17 protein-coding genes and 1 tRNA gene are annotated in these 21,321 nt (G+C 72.6%); 8 read left to right on the forward strand and 10 right to left on the reverse strand.

The window, feature by feature from the left end:
* Positions 1-78 precede the first annotated feature (78 nt).
* Both pth and RMN98_RS16775 read right to left on the reverse strand, forming a co-directional pair.
* Positions 79-672, reverse strand: a complete 594-nt coding sequence (gene pth / locus RMN98_RS16770) for an aminoacyl-tRNA hydrolase (RefSeq protein ID WP_309649959.1) — start codon at positions 670-672, stop codon at positions 79-81.
* 86 nt (positions 673-758) lie between these two features.
* Positions 759-1,454, reverse strand: coding sequence for a 50S ribosomal protein L25/general stress protein Ctc (locus tag RMN98_RS16775; RefSeq protein ID WP_309649960.1), 696 nt, complete (start codon positions 1,452-1,454; stop codon positions 759-761).
* A 241-nt stretch (positions 1,455-1,695) separates the two neighbouring features.
* Between RMN98_RS16775 and pepN the strand changes: the two genes are divergently transcribed.
* Both pepN and RMN98_RS16785 read left to right on the forward strand, forming a co-directional pair.
* Positions 1,696-4,176 carry an aminopeptidase N gene (gene pepN, locus RMN98_RS16780; RefSeq protein ID WP_309649961.1) on the forward strand — a complete coding sequence of 827 codons (2,481 nt, stop codon included), beginning with the start codon at positions 1,696-1,698 and terminating at the stop codon, positions 4,174-4,176.
* 32 nt (positions 4,177-4,208) lie between these two features.
* Positions 4,209-5,393 (forward strand): hypothetical protein, encoded by a 1,185-nt coding sequence (locus RMN98_RS16785; RefSeq protein WP_309649962.1) that lies wholly within the window; start codon positions 4,209-4,211, stop codon positions 5,391-5,393.
* A 185-nt stretch (positions 5,394-5,578) separates the two neighbouring features.
* Here RMN98_RS16785 and RMN98_RS16790 read toward each other — a convergent pair whose 3' ends face one another.
* From RMN98_RS16790 to RMN98_RS16820, 7 genes are all read right to left on the reverse strand, one after another.
* Entirely contained in the window at positions 5,579-6,550 is a 972-nt protein-coding gene (locus RMN98_RS16790; RefSeq protein ID WP_309649963.1) for a ribose-phosphate diphosphokinase, read from the reverse strand.
* 73 nt (positions 6,551-6,623) lie between these two features.
* Complete coding sequence (glmU, locus tag RMN98_RS16795; protein WP_309649964.1) at positions 6,624-8,105, reverse strand: bifunctional UDP-N-acetylglucosamine diphosphorylase/glucosamine-1-phosphate N-acetyltransferase GlmU; 1,482 nt, start codon at positions 8,103-8,105, stop codon at positions 6,624-6,626.
* Positions 8,106-8,409: 304 nt separating this feature from the next.
* Positions 8,410-8,829, reverse strand: a complete 420-nt coding sequence (locus RMN98_RS16800; RefSeq protein WP_309649965.1) for a hypothetical protein — start codon at positions 8,827-8,829, stop codon at positions 8,410-8,412.
* A 120-nt stretch (positions 8,830-8,949) separates the two neighbouring features.
* Positions 8,950-9,028, reverse strand: a tRNA-Gln gene (locus RMN98_RS16805).
* A gap of 53 nt (positions 9,029-9,081) precedes the next feature.
* Positions 9,082-9,636, reverse strand: coding sequence for a hypothetical protein (locus RMN98_RS16810; protein WP_309649966.1), 555 nt, complete (start codon positions 9,634-9,636; stop codon positions 9,082-9,084).
* A complete protein-coding gene (locus RMN98_RS16815; RefSeq protein WP_309649967.1) occupies positions 9,633-10,742 on the reverse strand; it encodes a hypothetical protein in 1,110 nt (369 codons plus the stop codon). Before RMN98_RS16815 ends, RMN98_RS16810 begins: the two co-directional genes overlap by 4 nt.
* The gene (locus tag RMN98_RS16820) at positions 10,739-11,371 is read right to left on the reverse strand and encodes a hypothetical protein (protein ID WP_309649968.1); all 633 of its coding nucleotides are present in this window, start codon (positions 11,369-11,371) and stop codon (positions 10,739-10,741) included. Before RMN98_RS16820 ends, RMN98_RS16815 begins: the two co-directional genes overlap by 4 nt.
* 76 nt (positions 11,372-11,447) lie before the next feature.
* Between RMN98_RS16820 and RMN98_RS16825 the strand changes: the two genes are divergently transcribed.
* Genes RMN98_RS16825 through RMN98_RS16850 form a run of 6 tightly spaced genes read left to right on the forward strand, consistent with a single transcriptional unit; the run spans position 11,448 to position 20,142 of the window.
* Entirely contained in the window at positions 11,448-12,614 is a 1,167-nt protein-coding gene (locus tag RMN98_RS16825; RefSeq protein ID WP_309649969.1) for an ATP-dependent DNA ligase, read from the forward strand.
* Entirely contained in the window at positions 12,607-13,146 is a 540-nt protein-coding gene (locus tag RMN98_RS16830; protein ID WP_309649970.1) for a hypothetical protein, read from the forward strand. Before RMN98_RS16825 ends, RMN98_RS16830 begins: the two co-directional genes overlap by 8 nt.
* A gap of 28 nt (positions 13,147-13,174) precedes the next feature.
* Positions 13,175-14,071: a hypothetical protein gene (locus tag RMN98_RS16835; RefSeq protein ID WP_309649971.1), complete on the forward strand. Its 897-nt coding sequence runs from the start codon at positions 13,175-13,177 to the stop codon at positions 14,069-14,071.
* On the forward strand, positions 14,071-16,752 hold the full coding sequence (locus tag RMN98_RS16840; RefSeq protein ID WP_309649972.1) for a stealth conserved region 3 domain-containing protein: 2,682 nt from the start codon (positions 14,071-14,073) through the stop codon (positions 16,750-16,752). Before RMN98_RS16835 ends, RMN98_RS16840 begins: the two co-directional genes overlap by 1 nt.
* Positions 16,749-17,447, forward strand: a complete 699-nt coding sequence (locus RMN98_RS16845) for a hypothetical protein (protein WP_309649973.1) — start codon at positions 16,749-16,751, stop codon at positions 17,445-17,447. Before RMN98_RS16840 ends, RMN98_RS16845 begins: the two co-directional genes overlap by 4 nt.
* A gap of 7 nt (positions 17,448-17,454) precedes the next feature.
* Entirely contained in the window at positions 17,455-20,142 is a 2,688-nt protein-coding gene (locus tag RMN98_RS16850) for a stealth conserved region 3 domain-containing protein (protein ID WP_309649974.1), read from the forward strand.
* A 78-nt stretch (positions 20,143-20,220) separates the two neighbouring features.
* On the opposite strand, the gene RMN98_RS16855 is transcribed toward RMN98_RS16850, so the two are convergent.
* Entirely contained in the window at positions 20,221-21,210 is a 990-nt protein-coding gene (locus tag RMN98_RS16855) for a hypothetical protein (RefSeq protein ID WP_309649975.1), read from the reverse strand.
* Positions 21,211-21,321: the final 111 nt, after the last annotated feature.

Raw genomic sequence — 21,321 nt, forward strand, 5'->3', positions numbered from 1 at the left:
TCTCGACGCCTCCTCGCCGGCGCCCGTCGGGCTCGCCCGTCGAAGCGGCCGGCCCTCGTCGGCGGACGAAGCGCGACGTCAGGAGTTGAAGCGCTGCTGGGTCTTCTCGAGGCCGTCGGTGATCAGCGACTCGACGGCGTCGGCGGCGGAGTCGACCTGGAAGGGCAGCTCCTTGCGCTCGACCTTGGCGTAGTCGGACAGCACGAAGTCGGCGACGTCCTGGCGGCCCGGGGGGCGGCCGATGCCGGCGCGGACGCGGTAGAAGTCACCGGTGCCGAGGGAGGAGCGCATCGACTTGAGGCCGTTGTGGCCGTTGTCGCCGCCACCGAGCTTGGTGCGCAGCGTGCCGAAGCCGATGTCCAGCTCGTCGTGGATCGCGATGATCCGGTCAGGCGCGACCTTGTAGAAGGTGGCGAGCGCCTTGACCGGGCCGCCGACCTCGTTCATGTACGAGCGCGGGCGGGCGAGGACCACGCGCGGCCCGGGCGCACCCGGGGCGCCGAGCCGTCCTTCGACGACCTCGGCGCGCCCGGTCTTGTGCGACTTGAACGGCGACCCCAGCCGACGAGCGAGCTCGTCGGTCACGAGGTAGCCGATGTTGTGCCGGTGACCGGCGTACTTCTCCCCGGGGTTGCCCAGCCCGACCACGAGCCAGACATCGGCTGTGGTCACGCTGGGCTCCTCGGGGTTCGTCCCACCCGATGACGATGGAGAGACAGGTGAGATGAGACGGCCCAGGTACCACCTGAGCCGGCGGATCACTCCGCAGCGTCCTCGGTGGACTCGGTGTCGCCGGAGGCGTCCATGGCCTTCGCCTCTTCCTGGGCGTCGGCGACCTCGTCCTCGGACGGCTCGCGCTCGATGCCGGCCTCGGCCTCGGCCTCCTCCAGCTCGGCCTCGAGGGCCTCGGCGGACATCTGCTCGGTCACGTTGATGATCAGCGTGTCGCCGTCGACCAGCAGGGTCGAGCCCGAGGGCAGCTTGAGCTCGGAGGCGTGGATCTGGGTGCCGGCGGGGGCCCCCTCGATGTCCACGTCGATCTGCTCGGGGATGTGCGTGGCCTCGGCCTCGATCTGGACCGTGGCGTTCTCGGTCACGACGAGGGTGTCGGGGCCAGCGCTGCCGACCACGTTGACGGGCACGTCGACGGTGACCTTCTCGCCCTTGCGCACGGCGACGAAGTCGATGTGCTCGAGGTGACGCTTGATCGGGTCGACCTGGATCTCACGGGCCAGCGCGAGCTGCGTGGTGCCCTCGATGTCGATCTCGAGCAGCGCGTTGGAGCCGCCGCGCTTGAGCGCCATCATCGTGTCGTGGCCCGGCAGGGTCAGGTGGATCGGGTCGTTGCCGTGGCCGTAGATGACCGCGGGAACCTTGTGCTCACGACGGATGCGACGAGCCGCGCCCTTGCCGAACTCGGTGCGGGTCTCGGCGGTGATCTTCTCTGCAGACATGGGGTGACTCTCTCCTGGTGCGGTATCTCTTCGTCCTGGCCGACGAGCGGCCACGGGTGGCTGTGGGCCTCGGACCGCGGAAGCACGAACGCCGCGCGCAACAGCGCGCGGCGTGAGAGCCGGCCCTGTCGATCACGGAGCTCTGAAACTCCCTCGCCGAGGCAACTTCCCGATCTTAGACAAGGGCGGGTCTCCAGGGCCAATCGAGCACGAGTGCCGTGGGCATGCCTAGGGTCGACCCGTGTCCCTCACCCTCGGCGAAGCCCGCACCCGCGCGTCCCGGATCTCCGACGTCTCCTACGAGATCGACCTCGACCTGACCGCCCCCACGACCGGCCCGACCTCCGGCACCTTCGGCTGCACCACGACCGTCCGCTTCGCCTCCAGCACGCCCGACACGTTCCTCGAGCTCACGGCCGCCACCGACCTGGCGGTGACCGTCAACGGCGTGGCGCTGTCCGGCGACGTCGTCGGGTCGTCGTACGACGGCAGGCGGCTCGCGCTCGACGAGCTGGTCGACCACAACGTGGTGACCGTGGCCGCACGGGTGCCCTACGTCACCGACGGCGACGGGATGTATCTCTTCACCGACCCGGCCGACGGGGAGACCTACGCGTCGGCCTACTGCGGCATGGACGTCGCGCAGCGGGTCTTCGCCTGCTTCGACCAGAACGACCTGAAGGCCACCGTCACGCTCGCGGTCACCGCCGACCCGTCCTGGACCGTCGTCGCCAACGGGCGGGTCGACGAGCACGGCACCGACCGGGCGGCGGGCCGCTGGCGCTTCGCGACGACCGAGGTGTTCGCGATCCCGATGTTCGTGGTGTGCGCCGGTCCGTGGCACTCGCGCACCTGGGAGCACGCGGGGCTGCCCTTCGGCTGGCACGCGCGCCGCTCGCTGGCCGCCGAGCTCGACCGCGACTTCGAGGAGCTGCGGGCGACGACGACGGCGTGCTTCGACCACTACGCGACGCTCTTCACCGAGCCGATGCCCTACGACAGCTATGACCAGGCCTTCGTGCCGGGTCAGAACTGGGGCGCCCTGGAGTCCCCCGGCTGCGTGACCTACCGCGACGAGCTCCTCCCCCGCGGCCGCGTCACCGACCTCGCCCGCAGCCAGCGTGCGTCGGTCATCGCCCACGAGATGGCGCACATGTGGTTCGGCAACCTCGTGACCATGACCTGGTGGGAGGACACCTGGCTGCAGGAGTCCTTCGCCGACTACATGGGCTACCGCGTCTCGGCCGACGGGGCCGGCTTCGCGGGCGCGCTGCTCCAGCACGAGCTGCTCCGCAAGCCCAGCGCCTACCAGGCCGACGAGCGCCGCTCCACCCACCCGGTCGCCCCCGAGGCCGAGGACGTGCCCGACGTCGACGCGGCGTCCAACAACTTCGACGCGATCAGCTACTCCAAGGGCAACTCGGTCCTGCGGCAGCTGGTCACGTGGCTCGGCGACGAGGCCTTCCTCGCCGGCGTCAACGCCTACCTCGGCGCGCACCGGCTCGGCAACGGCACCCTGGCCGACTTCATGGCCGCCCTCGACTCCGCCTCCGACCGCGACGTCCTGGGCTGGGTCGACGTGTGGCTGCGCACGTCGGGCTTCGACACGATCCGGGTCAGCCGTGACGGCGGTGCCGACGGGGTCCCCGTCGTGACGTGCGACGGCACCCGTCCCCACCGCCTCCGGCTCACGTCGTACGACGAGGGGTCGGGCGGCGCGCTCGTCGAGCGGGAGAGCCGCTTCGTCGACGTCGCCGACGAGCCGGTCCGCCTCGAGGACTGGGCGGGGCTCGTGGTGGTGCCCAACAGCCACGGCGAGACCTTCGCACGCGTCGTGCCCGACGCGGTGTCGTGGTCCGCGCTCGTCGCCGGCCTGTCCGGCATCGACGACGACCTGGTGCGCGCGCTCGTGTGGACCACGGCCTTCGACCTCGTGCACACCCGACTGCTGCCGGCCGACGACTTCCTCAGCCTGGTGGCGCGGCACCTCCCGCACGAGCGTCACGTGACCGCGATCGCCGCCGTGCTGGGTCGCACCCTCGACGCCGTCGTGCCCCGGCGGCTCCCGGCCTCCGAGGCCGCACGGGCGGTCGACCTGGTCGCCGATGCCTGCGCCCGGGGGCTGGAGGGCACGGACGACGAGCAGGTCCGCATCGAGCTGACCCGCGGGCTGGCCCGCACGTCGCGCGACGACGCCCTGCTCCGCGGCTGGTTGAGCGACGGGGTCACGGAGCACGGCGTGGAGCTCGACCCGGCCCTGCGGTGGCGGGTGGTCCACCGCCTCGCCGAGGTGGGGGCGATCGACGCCGACGCGATCGAGGCCGAGCGGGTCGCCGACGGCACCATCGACGGCGAGCTGGGTGCGGCCCGCGCGCTCGCGGCCCGGCCCACCGTCGAGGCCAAGGCCGCCGCGTGGGCCGCGCTGGCCGAGGACGACCAGGTCTCCAACCGCCGCTTCGAGGCGCTGACCAGCGGGCTGTGGTCGCCCGAGCAGGCCGAGCTGCTGGCGCCCCACGTCGCGGGCTACTGGCAGGTGAGCCCCGGCATCGCCGAGCGCCGCGGCCAGGCCTTCTCGCAGGTGGTCCACCGCGCGTTCCCGGCGCTGGCGCTCACCGACGAGCAGGTCGCCGACCTCGAGCGGGCGCTGGCGGGCGACCTGCCCACGGTCCTGCGTCGCGGGTGGGAGGACCGGCTCGACGACCTGACGGTGGCAATTCGCTGACGCGGCACCGGGCGGCCAGGCATCCTGGGCGCATGTCTCCCCGACCGACCGCGCTCCACGCTGCCCTCAGGTCGGCCGTGCTCGCCCTGGTCGCCGCGGCCGTGACGATGCTCGTCGTCGTCGCCGGCGTGACCACGCAGGCCGCGACGGTGCAGGCCTACACCGGCACGGGGACCGAGCAGGAGCGCGTCGCCCGGGCCACGCTCGGCGACGTCGACGAGCGCCTGGGCGCCCGCGCGTGCGCGTTGCTGGGGCGCGCCTTCACCGACCAGGGGTGCAGCCGCACGACCTGCGCCCGACCCGGCGACAAGCCCCGGCTCAACGCCAACGCCGAGATGTGCCTGACCCCGAGCGGCGCGTCCTACGGTCGCGCGATCGACTTCCGCGTCTGCCGCGCGCTGCACCGGCCGTGGATCGCCGAGGTCAACCTCTGCATCTCCAACCCGGCGCGCGCCAGCGTGGTGGTCCCGATGGCACGGCAGTGCGTGGGCGCGGCCGAGGACTACGTGGTCATCCGGGAGCGCCAGGCACGCTGGGACGAGTGCGTCACCCCCGCACGGCGTCGCCAGCTCGAGCGGATCGCCGACGAGAGCGGCACACCGCTGCGCGTCGTCGCCGCCCAGCGCTCCCGCACCCTGTGCGCGCTGCGCGCCCACACGTCGTACGACGACGGCGTCTGCCGCACGGTCCGCGCCACGCCGCCCGAGGGAGAGCCCGCGGGCACCCTGCTCGTGGGCGACTCGCTGAGCTGGCGGGCCACCGACGAGCTCGCGCGGCTGCGACCACGGTGGACACTCGACGGCGTGCCCGGTCGACGGGTGACCCAGCTGAAGGTGCGCATCCGCGACTACCTCGCCGCGCACGTGGCTCCCTCGACGCTGGTCGTGGCGCTGGGCACCAACACCACGACGTCGTGGACCCAGCAGGACTACGTCGACGCGACGGCCCTCGTGCCGGAGGCGACCCGGGTGCTGTTCGTGACGCCCTTCCGCGCCGAGGTCGGCAACGACCCGGCCTCGGTCCGGCGCGTTGACTCCTACGACGGCTGGATGCGCGAGATCGCCGCCAGCCGCCCCCACACCTGCCTGGCCGACTGGCACGGCCTGGCGCAGGAGCAGCCCGACGTGCTGGTCGACGGCACCCACCAGACCCCCGAGGGCGAAGGCGTCTGGGCGCAGCTGGTCAGCGACGGCTGGGACGCCTGTCAGGCGGTGTAGCTGCTCAGGCATCGCCTCGTCCGCTCCATCAAGGTATGTCGACGAACCGCCACTCCCCACGGGGTGCTCCCCGTGGGGAGTGGCGTGTCGCCGTGGGAGGTCCCACCGCTCGACCGTGGGAAGTGGCGTGTCCGCTACATACCTTGATGAAACGGCCCGGCAGCCGCAGCCACCAGCACCAACCCTCAGGCGTGGCCGTCGAACATCGAGGTGACCGAGCCGTCGGCGAAGACCTCGTGGATCGCGCGGGCCAGCAGCGGTGCGATCGACAGGCAGGTGAGCTTGTCGAAGTGGCGGTCGTCGCTGAGTGGGAGCGTGTTGGTCACGACGATCTCGGCGGCCGGGGAGTTCTTGAGGCGGTCGACGGCCGGGTCGGAGAGGATCGCGTGGGTGGCGGCGATGATGACGCCCTCGGCGCCGTCGTTCATCAGGGCCTCCGCTGCCTTCACGATCGTGCCGCCGGTGTCGATCATGTCGTCGACCAGGACGCACATGCGGCCCTTGACGTCACCGACGACCCGGTTGGCGACAACCTCGTTGGCCACGTCGGTGCGGCGGCTCTTGTGGATGAACGCCAGCGGGGCTCCGCCGAGGCGGGCCGACCAGCGCTCGGCGACCTTGATCCGGCCGGCGTCGGGCGAGACGACCGCGAGGGGCAGGTCGCCGTACTTCTCCCGGACGTAGTCGGCCAGGATCGGCAGCGCCATCAGGTGGTCGACGGGGCCGTCGAAGAAACCCTGGATCTGGTCGGCGTGCAGGTCGACGGTGATCAGGCGGTCGGCACCCGCGGTCTTGAAGAGGTCGGCCATCAGGCGCGCGGAGATCGGCTCGCGGCCACGGTGCTTCTTGTCCTGGCGCGCGTAGCCGTAGAACGGCATGACCACGGTGATCCGCTTGGCGGAGGCGCGCTTGAGCGCGTCGACCATGATCAGGTGCTCCATGATCCACTCGTTGACCGGCGCCGTGTGGCTCTGGATCACGAAGGCGTCGCACCCGCGGACGGACTCCTCGAAGCGGACGTAGATCTCGGAGTTGGCGAACTCGTAGGCCGACTGCGGCACGAGGTCGGTCTCCAGGATCGAGGCCACCTCCTCGGCGAGGACGGGATGCGCCCGGCCACTGAAGATCATCAGGTTCTTCTCGGTGGCCCGCTTCATTCCGGTCACAGCGTCGGTTGCTCCTGGGTAGCGGGGGGGTGGTGTGCTCGGCATTGTGCCCCTCGGAGGGCTCTCAGCCCAAGTCAGGACCCTGGTCCTGAGACGAGTCCTCGGACACACCGGCCGGCTCGGTCGCAGCTGCTGCCTCGGCCGCTGCGGCCTGGGCGGTGCCCGCCCGCTTGCGCTGCGCCCAGCCCTCGTGGTGGCGCTGGGGCCCGCTGCTGACAGCCAGGGCTCCAGCCGGGACGTCACGCCGTACGACGGTCCCGGCGCCGGTCGCCGCCCCGTCACCGATCGTGACCGGCGCGACGAACGTGTTGTTGGAGCCCGTCCTGGCCTGGCGGCCGACCGTGGTGCGGTGCTTGGCGACCCCGTCGTAGTTGGCGAAGATCGTGCCGGCGCCGATGTTGGTGCCCTCGCCGATCTCGGCGTCGCCGACGTAGGACAGGTGCGGGACCTTGGCGTCGTCGCCGATCACGGCGTTCTTGGTCTCGACGAAGCCGCCGATCTTGCCGCGAGCGCCGAGCTGGGTGCCGGGGCGCAGGTAGGAGAACGGCCCGACCGTGGCCTCGGGGCCGATCACGGCGAGCTCGCCGTGCGTGCGGACGACGCGGGCGCCGGCGCCGACCTCGCAGTCCTTGAGGGTGGTGTCGGGACCGATCACGACGTCCTCGGACACCACGGTCGCACCGAGCAGCTGGGTGCCGGGCAGGATCGTGACGTCCTGGGCGAGGACGACGTCGGCGTCGATCCAGGTGGTCGCCGGATCCATCACGGTGACCCCCTCGCGCATCCACCGGCTCACGATGCGCCGGTTGAGCTCGGCTCCGAGCAGGGCCAGCTCCTCACGGTCGTTGGCGCCCTCGGTCTGCCACGGGTCGTCGATGGCGTGGGCGCCGACGGTGAGCCCGGCGTCGCGGGCGAGCTGGACGAGGTCGGTGAGGTAGTACTCCCCCTTGGCGTTGTCGTTGCCGATCCGCGGCAACGCCTCGATGAGGAACTCGGCGTCGAAGGCGAGGATGCCCGAGTTGATCTCGGCGATCTCGCGCTGGTCGGCGGTGGCGTCCTTCTCCTCGATGATCGCCTCGACGTCGCCCTCGTGGTCGCGCAGGATCCGGCCGTAGCCGAAGGGGTCGGCCACGATCGCGCTCAGCACGCTGACCGCCCGCTGGGCCGCCTCGTGCTCGGCGGCGAACGCGCGCAGGCTCTCCCCCCGGAGCAGGGGTGTGTCCCCGGTGGCGACGATGACGGTGCCGGTCGTGCCCTCGGCGGCGAGCGCGTCCATCGCCATGCGCACGGCGTGCCCGGTGCCGCGCTGCTCCTCCTGGACGGCGAGCACGACGTCCGGCACGAGCGCGGTGATGTGCGGACCGACGGTCTCGCGCTGGTGGCCCACGACCGCCACGATCCGCCGCGGCTCGACGGCCTGCACGGCCTTCAGGACGTGGCCGATCATGCTGCGCCCCCCGACGGGGTGCAGCACCTTCATCGTCTTGGACCTCATCCGCGTGCCCCCGCCTGCGGCGAGGACGACGACGGTCAGCTCACGTGACACAGCAGCTCATGCTCCCCTTGGATGGTCGATAGGGACGCATGCTGTCACAGGTCCCTGCTGACCCGATCGGGGTCGACCCTCGTCCCGCTCCTGAGGCCGGGCGTTCGCCACCTGGTCAGTGTCGCGCCCGGTCAGCGGGGGCGTACATCGAGTCCAGCAGCGGCTTGTCCGGTTGACCCCTCGGACCTGCTGCTGATGGGCACCCTCTTGCCCGTCGACGACGAGCGCGCCCACGCGGTCTACCCGTTGGCGACGACCAGGGTCAGCGCATCGGCGAGGCGCCCGGCAGACGCGAGCGGTCCTTCTAGCCGCAGGTCGCCTCGACGAGGTCACGCACCTGCTGGAAGCCTGTGATCGTGTCCGGGTCCCCGTCGTCCTCGATGGCCGCGACCAAGGACACCCCGTAGTCACGGGTGAGCTCCTCGATCGCCGCCGTGACGTCGCCGGTCACGAGGCTGACGATCCCCAGGCGGGTCGACTGGGAGAAACGGACCACGTAGTCGTCGGTTCGCAGCCCACCCACCCGCTCGTTGAGACTCTGCGCCTCGGTTGAGGCGCGGTCGCGATCGCACCGCAGGTCCGGCGCGGTGAAGATCGTCGGGGACGCGTCTCCCGCCGTGGCGTCCGGCTCGGCAGCCTCGGGGCCCGACGAGCACGCGCCCAACGTCAAGCACCCGAGCACGACGTACGTCGCGACGCGAGCGAGGTGTCGAGGTTTTCGCACCAGGCAGCCTGACAGACGACGCCCGGGCGGCGCCAGGCCGTCAGGAGGCGGGGCCGGCCGCAGCGGACCTGGGCCCGGCCCGGCCGGCTCTGAGAGTGCACCAGCACGGTGTGGGCCAAGCTCCCCGGGTAGGAGTCGAACCTACGTCGCTAGTCCTGATTCAAAGTCAGGCGGGCCCTGCCGGCAGACCAACCGGGGATAGACCGAACACGATAGGGGCTGCCGTCGGCGGGGCGATCCTCAGATCCCCGGTCAGGACGGATCGAGCACGTCCTCGATCGCGGACTCGAGGGCGTCGGCCGTCTCGACGGCGTCAGCCTGGCGCTCGGTCGGGTCCCCGGGCGCCGGCGTGCCCACCAGCTGCAGCCGTACGACGAGGGTGTCGTCCGCCAGCAGGTCCGTGAGGCGCACCGACTCGGCCTCGACCGCCTCGAAGCGGGTGCCCCGCGTCCACCAGCCCTCGGGCTGGCTGACCTCGGCGTCCTCGAAGCCGGTGAACCCGTCCTCGAGCTCGCCGAGCGTCTGGTCGTACTGGTCGCCCGCCTGCTCCGCGACACGCACGACCAGGTCGACGCGCGAGTCGCCGGTGGTCAGCGCACAGGTCGCCGTGGTGTCCTCGTCGTCGCCGGAAAGCGTCTCCTCGACCTCGCCGTCGAGACCCGACCCGGCCACGACGTCGTCGCAGAAGCCGGCCTGCGGCACCGACCAGGCAGCGACGTCCGGCTCGCTGGGCTCCGTGTCGTCACCGCAGCCGCCCGCGAGGACCGCCACGAGTGCGGCAGCCAGCATCGTCCACGTCGTCCTCATCGTGGGGCACTCTCGTGGTGCCAACCGCCGGGCGAGACATCGCCGTCGGCCATCAGCCGGGGGCGCCGTGGATAGAGCAGGTGGGAGGACTCGGCCTCCGCTACCAGTCCCCTCAGCTCACCCATGCTGTCCTCGAGCTGGTCCCAGTGGGTGCGGACCCGGGTGCGGATCTCGGTGAGACGGTCGGACAGCTGGTTCATCGTCTCCTCGGCGGTGGTCACCTCGAACGTCGTCGTCTCGCCGTCCTCGACCTGTGAGGAGCCGAACTCCAGCAGGGCACCCGTGGCAGCCGCGGCCGCCGAGGCGCCGGCCGCGAGCGTCAGCGAGCCACCGCCCGTGGGGATCGCGGCCGCCAGGGCCAGGAAGGTCGCTCCGAGCAGGAGGAGGTCGCTGGTGGACATCCCGCTGACCTCGTGGGAGCTCTTGCGCTCCTGCAGCTGCTGGTCGATCGCCTCCTTCGCGCTCAGGACCAGGCCCATCAGGCTGTGCTGGCCGAGGTGGACGATCGCCTTGCTCCCCGCAAGCCCGACGCAGACCGCCTCCGCGGCGAACACCTGGTTGCGGACGCTGGCCTCGACCTGTGTGTAGAAGTAGTCGATGAACTGGTCGGCGGCCTCGCCCTCCCAGTCGCTGAGGCTGTCGAGGTGGGCGAAGTTGTCGGCGATCTGGGTGGACAACGGGCTGATGACCTCGCCCCGCATCGTCTGCACGGCGTCCTCGAACGACGAGGGCACCGGGCGGACCAGGTCCTGGACCATGCTCCTGAACGAGTCGGCCACCCCGCGACCCCAGGTGCGTCCCGTGGCTGCGAGATCGTCGACCAGCGCCTGGGCGCCGTCGCCGGGGCGCTCCCCACCGCTCGGGAAGCCTCCGTTGGTCCCGTCGGCGTCCGCGGGCGACGCCCAGAACACCGTGTAGCGGAAGCCGTGGTGGCGACCCACGTCCACCCCCACCCGGCCGTAGGGCGTCGGATTGCCGCCGGACTCCCGGACCGCGTCGGCGTTGCCGAGCTTGAGCGCCTCGTCGACCGCCCACAGGTCACCGAGCAGCGACCCGACCTCGTCGAGGGCCGCCTCGAACGCGCCTCGCTCGAAGGTCGCGCTCATCGGCGTTGCTCCTCGACCCAGCCCCGGATGCCGTCGGCGACGTCACCGATGCCCTCGCGGATGGGGTCGACAGCGTCCTCCACCTGGTCCTGCAGCAGCTCGGTCAGCCACCACGGCTCCGGCTCGGGAGCCTCGAGCGACGGTCCTTCGTAGGGTGTCTCGAAGGGCGCCTCGCTGCCTGGTGGCTGCGGGACCTCCTGGGTCGGGCCGGAGAACAGGCCGGGGTGCTTCTCGAGGAGTCGGTTGAACTCGGTGCCGGCCGCCTGGTCGGTCTGGGCGTAGTCGGTCGAGATCTGCACCAGCGCCGTCCCGATGTCGCGCATCGCCAGGGCCGTGTCGCGCAGCGCGAAGTGCAGGTCGGCGCGGATCTGGTCGACGAGGCTCAGCGCGCGCTCGCCGCCGACGCTGCCGTCGAGGAACCGCACGCGCTGGCTGAAGTCGTGGGCACTCGAGGCCCAGGCGCTGAACAGGATGCCGGTGTCCGGGAAGTAGACGCGACCCGCGCGGTAGAGCGCGTAGAGATCGGCGCCGAAGTCCTTGCCCGACCCCACGTCGCGTGGGTCGCTCGGGTCGTACGGCGCCTGGTAGCCCGGCTGGTCCGGGTCGTTGCGGCCCCCACCTCGTGTCATGACCGATCCTCTCGTCCGACGGCAGGGTTCCCGGTGACTCCGGCACGCAAACCAGCCGCTCGACTAGCCTCGCGTCGTGGACCTGCCCGTGATGCCGCCCGTCCAGCCGATGCTCGCCAAGGCGGTGAAGGGGATCCCCGACCCGGCCAAGCACGGCGGGCTGGTCTTCGAGCCCAAGTGGGACGGCTTCCGCTGCCTGGTCTTCCGCGACGGCGACGAGGTCGAGCTGACCAGTCGCAACACCAAGCCGCTGACGCGCTACTTCCCCGAGGTCGTCGAGGCGGTCAAGCAGCAGCTCCCCGAGCGGTGCGTGGTCGACGGGGAGCTCTTCGTCGCCAGCACGTCGCCCGACGGCGACCGCCTGGAGTTCGAGGTGCTGCAGGAGCGGATCCACCCGGCGGCCTCCCGCGTGACGAAGCTCAGCGAGACGACACCCGCCGGCTTCGTGGTCTTCGACCTGCTCGCACTCGGCGACACGTCGTACGTCGACCGGCCGCTGCGCGAGCGACGCGCGGCCCTCGAGGAGGCGTTCGCCGGGCTCGACGGACCCTGCTACCTCACCCGCACGACCAGCGACCCGGCCGAGGCGGAGCGGTGGTTCGAGCAGTTCGAGGGCGCCGGGCTGGACGGGGTGATCGCCAAGCCGCTGGACGCTCCCTACACAGCAGGCGGTCGCACGATGATGAAGATCAAGCACGAGCGCACCGCCGACGTGGTGGTGTGCGGCTACCGCGAGCACAAGACCAGCACGCCCGAGCAGCCGCTGCTCGGCAGCCTGTTGCTCGGCCTCCACGACGACCAGGGCCGGCTCCAGCACGTCGGGGTCAGCGCCAGCTTCACCGCGGCACGTCGGGCCGAGCTGATCGAGGAGCTGCAGCCGCTGGTGTGCCCGATCGAGGAGCACCCGTGGAGCGCCTGGGCGGGCCCCGCCGATTCCTGGGCGGTGGCGAACCCGGACCGGATGCCCGGCACGCAGAGCCGCTGGAGCGGTGGTAAGGACCTGAGCTTCACGCCGCTGCGTCCCGAGCGCGTGCTCGAGGTGAAGTACGACGCGATGGAGGGTCGCCGCTTCCGGCACACCGCCCACTTCAAGCGCTGGCGGCCAGACCGGGAGCCGGCGTCGTGCGACTACGGGCAGTTGGAGCAGCCGGTGCGCTACGACCTCGGTAGTGTGCTCAGCGGGGTCTCGACCGGCCCCGCTGCTGCACCCGTCAAGGGCAACGAGGGAGAGACCGATGGCTGATTACGACGTCGTCCTGCTGATCGAGCAGGAGCTGAGCCCGGCAGACGCGGTCCAGGTGCGCTCGCTGCACGAGGGGCTCGACGACCCGGTGACCTACCACGTCCTGCTGCCGCTGGAGGACGCCGCGGCGCGCATCGAGGCCTCCATGGGCTCGCTCTCCGGCGGCGAGATGATCGCCTCGCCCGCGATGGCGATGAGCGACGTCGACCTCGAGGCCGTCCGCAAGGACTGCGAGGACCGCTCGGCCGCCGAGCTGCGCAGCACGGTCGCCGCGCTCGAGGGCGCCGGCGCCTCGATCGGCAGCAGCACCGTCGTCACCGATCCGCCGATCGACGCCCTGGCCGCCAAGGTCACCGAGGTCGACGGCCGCGAGGCGATCATCCTCACCCGGCCCCACGTGGTCGCGGAGTTCTTCCACCTCGACTGGACCAGTCGCGCCCGCCGCAAGATCGGCGTGCCGGTGCTGCACCTGCTCGAGCACGAGAACTTCGACGAGCAGTCCGGGGGCGGCGAGGGTGTCACCGGTCTCTGAGCCCGCGGCCCGTGGATAGCATCGCCTGGTGAAGTTCGCCCCCAAGCTCGGCTCGCGCGCCCTGCGCCGGCCCGTCGAGGCGCCCGAGGGTGCGGACGACGCGCCGGCGGCCCCGCAGCCGCCCCGCGGTCGACCGGTCGTCGCGTTCGCCGGCATCCTCGACGGCCGCAGCCTCTGGCTGGCGATCCACGCCGCCCCCGGCTCGCTCGCGCTGCGCGCCACGGGCACCGGCGACGTGGTCGCGCTCGCCAGCGACGTCCCCGACGACGACCCGGCCTTCCGCTCGGTGCGCGTCGACCTCGCTCAGCTGCCCGGCGGCGCCGAGCCGGCGTCGTACGACGTCGTGCTGGTGCCCGCGGGCGGCGGCTCCCCCAAGCCGGTGTGGAGCCACCCGCTGCCGACCGCCAGCCTGGTGCGCACCCCGCTGTCGGCCGACGGCAGCCACGCGTGGTCGATCGAGCGCGGCGAGGACGGCGGGCTCCGCACGGTCCGCACGACCCAGCCCGCGACCGTCGCGCTGCGCGCGGTCGCCCAGGAGAGCGACACGCTCACGCTGGCCATCGACCCGCTCCCCGGCGACCTCGCGGACCACCACGGCCCCGAGCTGCGCCTGGTCGACAAGGAGGGCGTGCTCGTGCAGACGCTTCCGCTGACCGTCGACGACGACGGCCTCCTGCACGCCCGGATCTCGCTGGCCGACCTGCCCACCGGTGACGAGGTGTGGCCGCGGGTGATGGTCGACGACCTGCCGGTGCGTCGCCGTCACGACGACCTCGCGAAGGCCCAGGTGTCCACGATGCTGCCGCAGCTCTTCGGCGACGACCCCGAGACGCCCGAGCTGCGGCTGCGCTGGACGCCCGAGGGCACGCTCGGCCTGCGCATCGCAGCCCGAGCTGCCACCACGTCCCAGAACGAGACCCGCTGATGCGCATCGCCTACCTGATCGACGACGTCGACGCGATGAGCGGCCCCGTCCGCTCGCTGCTGACCCAGGCGCAGGCCCTGGCCACCGACCACGACGTGCGCGTCATCAGCGTGCGCCGCACCGCCGACGAGCCGCACTTCGCGGTCCACCCCAGCATCCGGCTCGACTACCTGCTCGACCTGCGCGACCCCAAGGCCCCCACCCCGCTCGAGCCCGACCTGGTCAAGCCGCTCGAGGCCAAGCGCCTTCGCGAGCGCGCCTCGACCGTCGCCCCCGGGCTGAGCGCCCTCGACGACCTGGTCCTCGAGGCCGCCTTCCCGGTGCTCGACGTCGACGTCGCCGTAACGGTCTCGCCCGACCTGCTGCGCCCGGCCGTGATCCTGCTGCCCGACGACACGATCGTGGTCCACCAGGAGCACCGGGTGCTCTCCGACCGGGTCGGCGGCCTGGAGACCCTCGCCGCGCACGCACCGCGCGCCGACGTCGTCGCGGTGCTGACCGAGACCTCCGCGCAGTGGCTGCGCGAGCGCCTCGGCGAGCTCGCGCCCGAGATCGCGGTGCTGCCCAACCCGCTGCCGATCGGCTTCAACCCGCGCTCGCGCCTCGACACTCCGCTGATCATGGCCGCCGGCCGGATCGTCCCGGAGAAGCAGCTCGCCAAGCTCGTCCAGGCGTTCGGCGAGGTCGCCGACCAGCTCCCCGACTGGCGCCTGCGCATCTGGGGCGAGGGATCCCAGCGCGGCGAGGTGCTGCGCCAGGTCCGCAAGTGGGGCCTCTACGACCGCGTCGAGCTCCCCGGCGCCACCGACCAGATGGCCGCCGAGTGGGCCAAGGCCTCGATCTGCGCGCTCACCTCGCGCACCGAGGGCTTCCCCCTCGCTGCCCAGGAGGCCATGGCCGCGGGCGTGCCCGTGGTCAGCTTCGACTCCGCCTCCGGGCCCCGCGAGCTGGTCGAGCACGAGCGCACCGGCCTGCTGGTCGGCCCCGAGTCGATCTCCGGCATGGCCGCCGCCCTGCTGCGCCTGGCCACCGACGACGACCTGCGGCACCGGCTCGGCGAGGGTGCGCTCCGCGCGTCGCGGCAGTACGACGCCGCCTCGGTCGCCGAGCGCTGGCACCGTGTCTTCGCCGACGCGAGAGCCCGTCGCGCGGGGCGCGGGCGACTGGCGTCACGTGCCCTCACGCCTCCCGCCCGCCGCCGCGTGGTCGACGGCACGCACGCCGACATCACCGGGGTCACCCCGGCACAGGCCCGCCACGACGCCCTGGCCCTCGCGGTCGACACGGCCCGCGCGGTCACCGACGCGTGGCTGGTCGTGCCAGGCGACCACACCACGGAGACCGCGGTCGTCCTGCCGATGGCCGCACGTCGCGTCTTCCTGGAGACGCTCGCGGCGGCCGACCACCCGGCCTACCTCTGCCTCCGCGACCCCGAGATGCACGGCTGGCCCGAGCGTCGAGGCGCGATCGCGCCCCTGGCCCGTGAGCTGCACCGCGGCATGACCTCGGTCGTGGCGCTGGAGCCGTGGCCGACGCAGGACGACGCGCCGACCGTGCTGTCGCAGGGCTGCTCGGTCGACGTGGAGTTCTGGGAGAGCTCGCCCGAGGGCGACCTGCTCTCACCGCGCCGCAACCGCTATGCCGACCGCATCCCGCACGACGTGGCTGCGGTCGAGCACGAGGTCGAGGGCGTCACCGTGCGCACGCTGCCGCTCATGGCGGCGCCGAGCGTGGCGCAGTGCGCCTTCCCGGTGGACGTCGTCTACACCTGGGTCGACGGCAGCGACCCGGAGTGGGATGCCGCCCGCCAGGCGCGTCTCGACGGTGTCGTCGGCACCGCACGGACGCGCGAGTCGAGCGGTCAGGCACGCTTCCTGGCGCGTGACGAGCTGCGCTACTCGTTGCGCTCGCTGCACCTCTTCGCCCCGTGGGTGCGGCGCATCCACGTCGTCACGGCCGGGCAGGTGCCCGACTGGCTCGACACCAGCGACCCCCGGATCAACCTGGTCGACCACCGCGACATCCTCCCGCCCGACGGGCTGCCGACCTTCAACTCCCACGCGATCGAGACCTCGCTGCACCTCATCGAGGGCCTCGCGGAGCACTTCCTCTACTTCAACGACGACTTCTTCCTCGCCCGCCCGGTCCACCCGGAGACGTTCTTCAGCCCCGCCGGCCTCTTCGCGACCTTCTTCTCCGCCACGACGATCGGGCTCACCGACACCCCCGACGCCCCGCCCTACCTCAAGGCCGCGTGGAACAACCGCAACCTGCTCTTCGACGCCTTCGGCCAGGTCACCACCAACAACCTCGCCCACGCGCCCTACCCCCACCGTGTCTCGGTGCTCCGCGAAATCGCCGAGCGCTTCGCCGAGCCCGTGGCAGCGACCGCGCGCTCGCCCTTCCGCTCCGACACCGACGTGGCGATGCTGAGCTCGCTGGCCCAGCACTACGGGCTGCTGACCGGCACCTCCTACGTCGCCACTGCCGACCTGGAGTTCGTCAACCTCGCCAACAACGACGTCGACCGCCAGCTCTCGCTGACCCTGGCGCGCGACCAGGACTTCATCTGCCTGGGCGACCACCACGACCACGCGCTGCGGCAGTCGACCCTCGACGAGCTCCTCGCCGTCTGGTACCCCGCCTACTTCCCCGTCCCCGCCCCCTGGGAGCTGGCATGACCGCAGCCGCGGTCCACGCGGTCTATGCCCGGGTGCTCGACGGCGACCACCTGTGGCTGGCCGTCCCCGCGCCCGCCGGGGAGACGCTGACGGTGCGCGGAGGTCCGGCAGGTGAGGTGCCGGTGCCGACGGAGCACCGCGACGGGCTCGCGGTCGCCACGCTCGACGTCGCGGGCCTGCTGGCCGGGGTCGAGGCCGACAAGGTGGTGCTGACCTTCGGCCTCGGCGGCGAGACGGTGGGCTCGGACGGCGGCCCGATGGTGGGTCCGACCAAGGTGCCCCCGACCCGCGACGGTCGCTGGCAGCTGCGCGCACTCGCTGCCGACGGGGAGCTGCGGGTGGCCCGGACCCGCGCTGACGCTGCGTGTGTGGTCTCCGCGATCTCCCACGACGGGGAGGTCGTCACGCTGACGCTCTCGATCCCCGACGGGGAGCTGGTCGCACTCGACGAGTCGACCGAGGTCGGCCGGGTGCCCGTGCGCGACTCGCGCGCCGTCCTCGACGCGTCGCTGGTCGTGCCCGACGGCACGGTCGCGCGGCTCGCGGTGATCGTCGCCGACGCGCAGGTGCCCGTCGTACGACGTCAGCGCGACCTCAAGCGCGCCAACTTCGCCGTCGCGCTGCCGACCACCGTGGCTGGGCGCCTGCAGTGGCAGCCGGACGGCCAGCTGGCCCTCGCCGGCGGGGCGGGGTGAGGCGTCGATGAGGATCGCCTACCTGGTGCCGACGATCTACGGCATGGGCGGCACGGCCAGCGCGATCGTGACGCAGGCCAACGCGATGGCGCGCTTCCACGAGGTGGAGATCTACAGCGTCTACCGCGAGGTCGAGCAGGCGCACTACGCCATCGACCCCGCCATCACCGTGCACGACCTGGTCGACGCATCCGGCGAGCAGGTCCGCGTCGCCGGGCTGACACCCGAGGAGGCGGCCGCGCTGCGCGGCACGCCGCCGCTGCTGATCAACCCCGCGTGGGACCCCAACCTCGACGCGCTCGCCGACGTGGCGCTCGAGGCAGCGCTGCCGACCGTGACCGCCGACGTGCTCGTCAGCGTCACGCCCGCGCTGCTCTCGCTCGCGACGCAGCTGGTACCGGCGCGCACCGCGCTGGTCCACCAGGAGCACCGCTCCTCCTCCCAGCGCACGTCGGGCCTCGAGCCGCTGCTGACCTTCGCCCCGCGCGCCGACGTCGTCGCGATGCTCACCGAGCCGATGGCGACCTGGCTGGCCGACGAGCTCGGCACGGGAGCGCCGGAGATCGTGGTCATGCCCAACGCGATCCCGCCCGGCTTCCGGCCCCGCTCGCTGCGCGACGCCCCGCTGATCGTGGCGGCCGGGCGGCTGATGGGCGAGAAGCAGTACGCCCACCTGGTCAACGCCTTCGCGCTCGTCGCCGACCAGCTGCCCGAGTGGCGGCTGCGCATCTACGGCGACGGACCCTCGCGCTTCGAGGTCATGAGCACCGTGCGCAAGCTCGGGCTGTGGGACCGCGTCGAGCTGCCCGGGCCGACCACCGACATGGCGACCGAGTGGGCCAAGGCCTCGATCTCGGCGCTGACCTCGCGCTCCGAGGGCTTCCCGCTGGTCCTCCAGGAGGCCATGGCCGCGGGCGTCCCGGTCGTCTCCTACGACTGCCCCTCGGGCCCCCGCGCGATCATCGACGACGGCGTCGACGGGCTGCTGGTCGCCCAGGGCTCCGAGCAGGCGCTGGCCGCGGCGGTGCTGCGCCTCGCGACCGACGCCGAGCTCCGCGACCGGCTCGGCGAGGCCGCGATCGCCACGGCCGCCACCTGGGACATCGACTCGATCACCGACCGCTGGCGCACGATCTACGAGCGCGCGGTCGCCCGTCACGGGGCCTCCGCGTCGGGACGCAGCACCGCCCACCTGCGGGCCGGTCGCCCCGCGTCGGCTCCGTCGCGCCACGAGGCACCCGCCGGCGCCGAGGGTGCCGGGGTCACGCCGGCCCAGGCGCGTGAGGCCGCGCTGGCAGTCGGCACCCGGGTCGCCGGCCAGGTGTGCGACGACTGGTTCGTCGTGCCCCCGCACGCCGGCGACACCGTGCTGGTGCTGCCGATGGCCGCACGCCACGCCTTCCTCGACGCACTCACGGCGGCCGACCTCCCGTCGTACCTCTCGGTGCTCGATCCCGAGCGGGGCGGCTGGCCCGCCCGCCGCGGCACCCCCGCCGACCTGGTCCCGCACCTGCGCGGTGGCCGCACCAGCGTGCTGATGATCGAGCCGTGGCCGCTCGTCGCCGGCCGCCCCTCGCTGCTCGCCGGCTGCGGCCTGCGCGTCGAGTGGTGGGAGGAGGGCGTCGACGGCGAGCTGTACTCGCCGGGGCAGGCCCGCTACGCCACCCACGTCCCCCGCGGCGGCGCGAGCGCGACGACCGTGGTCGAGCGCGTGGAGGTGCCGACCTTCCCCGTGATGGTCGGGCCGACGCCCGAGGAGTGCGCCTTCCCGGTCGACGTCGTCTACACCTGGGTCGACGGCTCCGACCCGGCGTGGGACGAGGCACGGCGCCGCCGGCTGGCCGAGGCGACCGGCACCATGCTGAGCCCGGCCGCCAGCGGCCGCGCGCGCTTCGTCGACCGCGGCGAGCTGCGTTGGTCGATGCGCAGCCTCCACCTCTTCGCGCCCTGGGTCCGCACGATCCACCTCGTCACCGCCGGCCAGGTCCCCACCTGGCTCGACCCCGCGCACCCCCGGGTCAACCTCGTCGACCACCGCGACATCCTCCCCGCCGACGCGCTGCCGACCTTCAGCTCGCACGCCATCGAGACCGCGCTGCACCGCATCGAGGGCTTGGCCGAGCAGTTCGTCTACGTCAACGACGACGTCTTCCTGGGGCGGCCCAGCCGGCCCGAGCAGTGGTTCGCCCCCTCGGGCTCCGCGGCCGTGTTCCCCTCCAGCGGCGTCGTGGGTCTGCCAGGTCAGGACGACCTGCCCTACCGCCAGGCGGCCGCCTCCAACCGCCGACTGCTCCAGGACGCCTTCGGCGTGACGACGACGCACACCTTCAAGCACACGCCGCACCCACAGCGCCGCTCGACGCTCGAGGCGATCAGCGAGCGGTTCGCCGCCGACGTCGACCGCACGGCACGCACGCCGTTCCGCTCGGAGACCGACGTCTCGCTGCTCTCCTCGCTGGCCCAGCACTACGGGCTGATCACGGGCGCCGCCCACGTCGGGGACGTCGACTACAGCTTCGTCAACCTCAGCGCCGCCGACGTCAAGCGCCGGCTCACCCTGCTGCTCGACCGTGACCAGGACTGCTTCTGCCTCGGCGACCACCACGAGATGGCCCGCCCGCCCGAGGTCGTCGACCAGCTCGTGACCGAGACGTTGGACGCCTGCTTCCCGGTTGCTGCCCCGTGGGAGCACTGACCTCGCCCACACTCGTGAGAGGGGTCCACGTGGCCCCCTCTCCCTAGCGTGCCGAGCGCCCACGAGCTGACGAACGCCTCAGCCGGCCAAGCCCGGCCGCCACAGCCACCGCAGCGAGCGGTACGGCGAGCGCTCACCCCGGTGCGCCCACGCCAACCTGAGCGCGGCGACGGGGTGCTTGCGGCCCCACCGCGGGTCGGACATCACCCGCGCGCTGAACGCGACGTCGGTCTCGCGGAGGTAGGGAGCGAAGGTGCCGGAGAAGTCGCGGAGCATCTCCTGCACCTCGGCGACGCTGCGGCCACGGGCAGAAGCCCACAGCTCGTCGTAGGCCTCAGCGTGGGACCGGACCGCGTCGTCCTCCGGCTCCTCCACCCGAGGAAGAGGCTCCAGCGGCGCGTAGGCGAACCACCCGGTGGACTCGTCCCCGCGCGTCCGGGCCTCGCGAGCACGACGCCTGAAGTCCGCCCCGGCCGGCACCGGCGGCAGCTCCTCGCGGACCGACCAGCACAGCTCGTCCTCGTAGAAGACGAGGAACACCTCGTCGTCCGAAGTCGGGTTGAAGTCCTGCGGGTCGTCGGCGTGGTGGTCCAGCGGCTCGGCGATCCGGGCCCACTCCTCAGGCGTCACGACGACGGTGATCTCGCCATCCTCGTCCGTCACCCTGACCCGCCCGTCACCCAGGTCGACGACCGGACCCAGCAGGGCCAGTCGCTCGAGCAACCACGGCCAGCGCTCGGCCACCTCCTCGACGGTCGGAGGCGCCTGGGGCTCGTCGTTGAGTCGTCGGGCTGCCCGAGAGACCTCCCTCTCCAGCAACCAGGCGTAGTCCTCGGGGACGTCGTGGGCGCTGAGGTCGCGCCAGTCCGCACCGAAGGGTGCGCGCGCGACACCCGCCGTCGGTGCGTGCCACCACCGCGGCGGCGTGCCGCTCAACCGGAAGCCCACCTCCACCCGAGGCCAGGGACGGCCGTCGACGACGCGCACGTCGAGGACCTCCAGTCCCTGGTCCGCCACCAGGTCAGGGAGCAGGCGCCGCACCTCGTCGAGGAACTCCTCGTCGCCCATCGCGCGCTCAGCCCTTGCGACCGAACAGCTTCCGCCCGGTCTCCGCCGGAGCCGCGGACGCCGCGGCCTCGAGCTCGACGATCCGCGCCTGCAGCGCCTTCAGCTCCCGCG

Origin of the sequence: Nocardioides sp., assembly GCF_031397825.1 — a bacterium.
Lineage (GTDB): Bacteria > Actinomycetota > Actinomycetes > Propionibacteriales > Nocardioidaceae > Nocardioides.